The sequence below is a fragment of the Cytobacillus sp. EB106-05-05-XG126 genome (genome assembly GCF_058791715.1).
Genome location: NZ_JBYTDU010000012.1, coordinates 19,764 through 26,415, shown reverse-complemented (window position 1 = coordinate 26,415; position 6,652 = coordinate 19,764). Strand labels below are relative to the sequence as shown.

8 protein-coding genes are annotated in these 6,652 nt (G+C 44.7%); all 8 read left to right on the top strand.

The genetic code is table 11. The features are described 5' to 3' along the window. Positions 1-334 precede the first annotated feature (334 nt). Entirely contained in the window at positions 335-715 is a 381-nt protein-coding gene (locus AC3WTL_RS21010; protein ID WP_048010934.1) for a KGG domain-containing protein, read from the top strand. A gap of 183 nt (positions 716-898) precedes the next feature. Next, on the top strand, positions 899-1,345 hold the full coding sequence (locus AC3WTL_RS21005) for a GNAT family N-acetyltransferase (protein ID WP_048010933.1): 447 nt from the start codon (positions 899-901) through the stop codon (positions 1,343-1,345). 177 nt (positions 1,346-1,522) lie between these two features. Continuing rightward, a complete protein-coding gene (locus tag AC3WTL_RS21000) occupies positions 1,523-2,566 on the top strand; it encodes an L-threonylcarbamoyladenylate synthase (protein WP_492369984.1) in 1,044 nt (347 codons plus the stop codon). Positions 2,567-2,678: 112 nt separating this feature from the next. Next, a complete protein-coding gene (locus tag AC3WTL_RS20995) occupies positions 2,679-3,230 on the top strand; it encodes a manganese efflux pump MntP (protein WP_492369983.1) in 552 nt (183 codons plus the stop codon). A gap of 167 nt (positions 3,231-3,397) precedes the next feature. Beyond that, entirely contained in the window at positions 3,398-3,838 is a 441-nt protein-coding gene (locus tag AC3WTL_RS20990) for a low molecular weight protein arginine phosphatase (protein WP_492369982.1), read from the top strand. Positions 3,839-3,854: 16 nt separating this feature from the next. Continuing rightward, on the top strand, positions 3,855-5,150 hold the full coding sequence (locus AC3WTL_RS20985) for a methyl-accepting chemotaxis protein (protein WP_492369981.1): 1,296 nt from the start codon (positions 3,855-3,857) through the stop codon (positions 5,148-5,150). Between the two features lie 103 nt (positions 5,151-5,253). Next, positions 5,254-5,694, top strand: a complete 441-nt coding sequence (rpiB, locus tag AC3WTL_RS20980; RefSeq protein WP_048010927.1) for a ribose 5-phosphate isomerase B — start codon at positions 5,254-5,256, stop codon at positions 5,692-5,694. A 23-nt stretch (positions 5,695-5,717) separates the two neighbouring features. Continuing rightward, complete coding sequence (locus AC3WTL_RS20975; RefSeq protein WP_197246484.1) at positions 5,718-6,284, top strand: TIGR01440 family protein; 567 nt, start codon at positions 5,718-5,720, stop codon at positions 6,282-6,284. The last annotated feature ends 368 nt before the right edge of the window (positions 6,285-6,652 follow it).

The following is a 6,652-nucleotide window of genomic DNA, read 5'->3' as shown; positions in this document are numbered from 1 at the left end:
TAGAGTCCGAACCTGGGTCAACTTCAGACACAAAAGGGGGAGAAAGCGCTCGTAGAGTCCGAACCTGGGCCAACTTCAGACACAGAAGGGGGAAAAAGCAACCGTAGAGTCTGAACCCGAGCCAACTTTACACACATAAGCGAGAAAAAGCACCCGAAGAGTCCGAACCCCGACCCCAAACCCATCTCTTTTTAGAATCATTTTAAAAATTGGAAATCAAATTACAATTAAGACAAGCATATAACATCTTCCTTTCAGGCGTTTGATTCTCCCAAAAACGGATATTTAAAGGAGTGTAGCAACAAAACACAAACAAAAAAGGAGATGAAAGATTATGGCTAAAAACAACAATAATAACAACGATAAAATGTCTCGTGAGGAACGGGGACGCATGGGCGGAGAAGCAACAAGCCGCAACCATGATAAGGAATTCTATCAGGAAATCGGCTCCAAAGGCGGAGAAGCAACAGCTGAAAACCATGACAAGGACTTCTACCAGGAAATAGGCAAAAAAGGCGGAGAAGCGACAGCGGAAAATCATGATAGTGATTTCTATCAGGAGATTGGCCAAAAAGGCGGAGAAGCAACAGCCGAAAATCATGACAAGGAATTCTACCAGGAAATTGGACGTAAAGGCGGAGAAGCAACTAGTGAAAATCATGACCGCGATTTCTATGAAGAAATCGGCCGAAAAGGCGGCAACTCGAACGACTAAACCTGCCGCAGAAAAAAAGCATATGATAGTAATATAAACACGGCAGCCGCATCAGACAGCTGCCGTGTTTTATGTTTAAATCATAGTGTTTCGTCAAGGTGCTTCTGCTTTTCCGAAAATCTAGTTCTACTTTTTCTATTTTTTCATATTCATAGAGTGACAATAAAAAAATGGGGTGAAGAAATGGAAACAGGTGTAGTGAGATGTGCTCATGCTTCAGATGTGGAGAATCTGGCATCATTTCTGGAATCGGCAAACTTAAGTACGGACGGGATAAAGGAAGCAATTGAATATTTTTTAATTATGGAGAATGATTCCGGGGATATTAAGGCTACCCTGGGAATTGAACCCCATGGAAAGGTCGGTCTTTTGAGATCGCTTGTGATGACATCCACAGCAACTGAAAAAGATTTATTTATTTTGTTTGAGCAAATATTAATGCTGGCCAGGGATCGGGGCATGGAGGCATTGTATCTCGCATCGAATAAACGAAATTCGCTGGCCTTTTTCAGCCTGCTTGGTTTTAAAGAGGAAGAAACAGCACACTTGCCGGAAGTATTATTCAAGTCAGAGCATGTTAAACACATCCTGACTGTGGATAACTCTTTCTTTTTGAAATTATCCATGTGAATTGTGGGTATCTTGCCAAAGTTATACACAAATCCGTCTTATTTATACACAATTTGTGGATAAGACTTGAGTTATCCAGCTTCTTCTACTATACTTTCCAAAGGAATGTTCAAAAAAAATGTCGAAAACATAGGAATTTTGACAGTAAAAAAACATTTTTTATGAAGGTGGATAACAATGATTACAAAAAGATGGCCGGTGGATAACAGTGTGGATAAAGAAGATAGTTATTCACAGTGTTCACAGGCTGCCGATCTGCTGAAAAATAATGAAGTGGTCGCTTTTCCAACAGAAACCGTATATGGATTAGGCGGGAATGCGAAAAGTGATGAAGCGGTCAGTAAAATATTCGAGGCAAAAGGACGTCCGAGTGATAATCCACTGATTATCCACATTGCTGATAAAGCTCAGCTGAACGCTTTTATAACGGAAATTCCGCAAATGGCGCAGACGCTGATGGAACAATTTTGGCCGGGACCGCTTACGCTCATTTTTACTCATAAGGAGGGCGTTCTTTCCCAGTATGCAACAGCGGGTTTATCCACAGTGGCTGTAAGAATGCCGGATCATCCGGTGGCCCTTGAGCTGCTGAAGAAAACAGGACTTCCCATTGCGGCACCAAGTGCGAACCGGTCCGGAAGGCCAAGTCCGACAACGGCTGACCATGTCTGGGAAGACCTGAATGGAAGAATTGCCGGATTAGTGGATGGAGGTCCGACTGGTGTTGGTGTGGAATCAACCGTTGTGGATTGTACGGGAGAAGTGCCGGTTATCCTAAGGCCGGGCGGCATTACAAGAGAACAGCTGGAAGAGGTTGTAGGAGAGGTCAGTGTTGACCCTGCATTAACGGATGAAAGCCAGGCGCCGAAATCTCCGGGCATGAAGTACCGTCATTATGCGCCGGATGCACCTCTTTATTTAGTAGAAGGAACAAGAGAGGATATCCAGCACTTTGTTGAGGATAAGAAGCAGGAAGGTCTTTCAGTTGGCGTTCTGACGACAGAGGAAAACCGGGAATTCTATCATGCTGATTATGTGTATGCCTGCGGGCAGCGAGAAAAGCTTGAAACCGTGGCAAGCGCTCTCTATGAAGCGTTAAGATATTTCAATACAACTGATGCTGATATTATTTTCTGTGAGATGTTTCCGGGTGAAGGCGTCGGGCATGCCATCATGAACCGCCTGATGAAGGCAGCTGGACACAGGATCATTAGCAGATAATAAAGAAACCGTTTCGTCATGAAGCGGTTTTTTGTTTTGTAAAAAGGCAATAGCATTCTAAATCCTCCTGGACGTGCATATGCTGAATTAGCAAGTCCAAGGGGGCGGAAAAATGTCTGCAATGATTGGCGAAATTTTAACACTGGCTTTAATGGCATTCGCATTGGGGATGGATGCCTTTTCAGTAGGTCTTGGCATGGGGATGTACAAACTCCGCCTCAGACAAATAGCTAAAATCGGCATCACCATTGGACTTTTCCATATATGGATGCCTTTATTGGGAATGATAGCAGGCAGATTCCTTTCAAATACATTTGGAGCCATTGCCGGATATGTTGGCGGGGGGCTGCTCCTTTTATTAGGCGTGCAGATGATTTGGTCAAGCTTCAGGGATGAAGAGGACAGCTTAATTACGCCAGTGGGCATAGGGCTGCTGATTTTTGCATTGAGTGTCAGCCTTGATAGTTTTTCAGTCGGCCTAAGCCTTGGAATATACGGAGCTAAAACATTCCTGGTACTCGTCTTCTTCGGAGCCGGGGCGACCATCCTAACATGGGCCGGCCTCCTCACCGGCAGAAAAGTCCAAAGCTGGATCGGCTCCTACAGCGAAGCTCTTGGTGGTGCCATCCTCCTTGCCTTTGGGGTGAAGCTCTTATTTTTATAAATTGTTTAAATGTTAATATTTTGTGAAAAATGAAAAGGGTGCCGGCTGCCCTTTTTCTTTTTTTGTATGGGGGCTATAGGTGTTATAGGAAAATTGTCTTATAATGTAAGAAAAGTTTGGATAAAGTTTATTGAGTTTAAACCGATATAAAGGGAGGGAGAGTTTCTATGGCAAATGTATTATTTGTTTGTACGGGAAATACTTGCAGAAGCCCAATGGCAGAAGCCATTTTAAAAAGCAGATTGATTCCCGGTGTGGAAGTGAAGTCGGCTGGCGTATTTGCGGCAGATGGCAGTGAGGCGTCCGCGAATACGAAAAGTGTGCTGGAGGAGAACGGAATTTCGCTTCAGCATCAATCATCCAGTATGAGTAAAGATTTAATAGATTGGGCGACCTATATTTTAACGATGACTGCCGGCCACAAAAATACGATTCTGTCCATGTTTCCTGGTGCCGAGGGCAAAACCTTCACATTAAAAGAGTTTGCCGGAGCTGCGGGAGATATTATTGATCCATATGGGGGGCCGGTTGAGATATATAGAAGTACATTTAAAGATCTGAATGAAGCGATTGAACAAATTTTGGATCGCGTCAAGAGAGAAGATTAATCAGGGGGACAACATAATGGGGGAGAAAAAGGGCTATAAATTCGGCCTGAGAAAAAAGCTCGTGTTATTCATCACATCGCTGGCCATCATTACATACACAACAAGTGCTGTATTTCTTTACTTTTTATTTCCAAGAATTGAAGAGATACTTCCATTCGGAGAGGCTGTTTTTACTTTTTTAACCTTAGCAATGGGGATTTTCTGGTCAGGTGTTCTAGCCTTTTTTGCTGCAGGCTTTATTATCAAACCATTGAAGAAGCTTGAAAAAACGGCCCTCATGGCCGCCAATGGTGATATAGGCCAGGATGCAGAGCTTTCCAAGTCAGATGATGAGATCCGTTCATTAGGCATTGCATTCAATCATATGCTTTTCAATTTAAGGGATATGGTTCATAAGATTGACGAGAACTTCAAAGAAACGAATGAAAAAGTCATCGCGATGTCTTCCGAGTCCTCAGCAGCTGCAGAGCAGGCAGACTCGATTGCCAGAACCATCAGCGAGATTTCCCAGGGAGCAGATAGTTCTGCCGTGTCCATTCAGTCAACAGCTGAATCCATGGAAGATGTCCTGCGCATTGCCCAGGAAGTCCAAGAAACAGCAAAAGCATCACAAAATGTTTCCGGTGAAATGGTTCAGGACCTGATGGAATCAAAGAAGGTGATCCATTCACTTATTTCCGGCATAGAAAAACTGGCCCAGGATAATGAGGAATCACTTCAGACAGTAAAGCGTCTTGAGCAAAATGCCGTAAAGGTAGAGCAGATTATACAGCTGGTCGGTGACATTGCAGCCCAGACGAATCTTCTTGCTTTAAATGCTTCCATTGAAGCAGCCCGAGCGGGTGACCATGGCAAAGGATTTGCCGTAGTCGCTGAAGAAGTGCGGAAGCTTGCAGATGAGAGTGCTAAGGCGGTCCAGGGCATCTCGGAGCTGATACAGAACATACAGGAAGAGGTCCGCAATGTTGTCACGCAAATCTCTTATCAGGTGGAGACTGCTAATAATGAAGTGAAAAAAGGCACGAAAACAAATGAAGTGATTGAGGAAATGGCGAAAGTGGTCAATGAAATGGCTGCTTCAGTGTCTGCCATTTCAGGACTGGTGGATTCCCAGATGGAAGGCATCCAGCATACATCCACCCAATCTCAGGAAGTAGCAGCCATTGCGGAAGAAACATCAGCAGGCGCACAGGAGGTTTCAGCTGCCACTCAACACCAGACTGCTGTCATCGGCAATGTGGAAAAGCTCGCCATCGAGCTAAAAGAACAGGCAGAAAAATTAAATAGCACCATAACGAAATTTAAATTATAAGGGAGCCCAAAATGCGGCTCCCTTTCTTTATATTTTCAAGGTTTTGTGTCAAAATAAGAGAATAATGTCAAAATAAAGCGGCTTCAAACTGGAGGGTTTCATTATGAAAATTGCAATCGCATCAGATCATGGCGGACTTAATCTCCGCGAAGAAATAAAAAGCTTAATGGATGAAATGGGCATTGAATATGAAGATTTCGGCTGTGAGTGCGAAACTTCAGTAGATTATCCGGATTATGCATTGCCAGTTGCCGAAAAGGTTGCAGGCGGCGAATTCGATAAGGGCATTCTGATCTGTGGAACCGGAATCGGAATGAGCATCTCTGCCAACAAAGTAAAGGGAATCCGCTGTGCGCTGGTGCATGATGTATTCAGTGCAAAAGCAACCCGTGAACATAATGACAGCAATATCCTTGCGATGGGTGAACGAGTAATTGGCCCCGGCCTGGCCCGTGAAATTGCAAAAGTATGGCTTTCAACAGATTTTGAAGGCGGCCGCCATGAAAACCGTGTTGGAAAGATTACTGCTTACGAAACGAAGTAAATCTTTCGAAGGGGGGAGCTTTTTTGATTGAACAATGGAAAACAGAACTTGATACAATCATACGTGAATTCAGCGAACAAGTTCCTTTAAGTGAGAAGCATCTTCTTGTAGTAGGCTGCAGCACGAGTGAAGTCGCCGGGAAAAGAATAGGCACAGCCGGAACGGAACAAGTGGCTGAATTGATTTTTGAGCGTCTGGACAAGCTCCGCCAGGACACCGGGGCTGAACTGGCTTTTCAATGCTGCGAGCATTTGAACAGGGCATTAGTCGTGGAGCGGGATGTAGCCGAGGCAAGAAATCTGGATGAAGTGGCCGTCATCCCTCACCGTGCGGCCGGCGGCGCGATGGCGACATACGCCTATGAACACTTCAAAGATCCCGTCATGGCCGAGTTTATCAAGGCTGATGCTGGTATCGATATCGGCGACACACTGATCGGAATGCATCTGAAGCATGTGGCAGTTCCAATCAGGACCTCCCAAAAATCAGTCGGCGAGGCCAACGTCACCATGGCTAAAACCAGGCCGAAACTCATCGGCGGGGCCCGGGCGATTTATGAACGGAACTCTGATAACGAATCTTGCAGATGAATTAATAATATTTTGCTGCCCCAATCACCTGGTGATTGGGGCTTTATTCTCCCGATTGTATCCTTGATTAGTTTCCGCCACTGGACGCCTGTTCGGACTGAAAAACCATAAATCATGGATTCAGAGTCCGAAGTCAGGTCACCTTCGGACACAGAAAGTAGAAATTGAGGATTCAGAGTCCGAAGTCAGGTCACCTTCGGACACAAAAAGTAGAAATTGAGGATTTAGAGTCTGAAGTCAGGTCAACTTCGGACACAAAAAGTAGAAATTGAGGATTTAGAGTCCGAAGTTAGGTCACCTTCGGACACAGAAAGTAGAAATTGAGGATTCAGAGTCCGAAGTCAGGTCACCTTCGGACACAAAAAGTA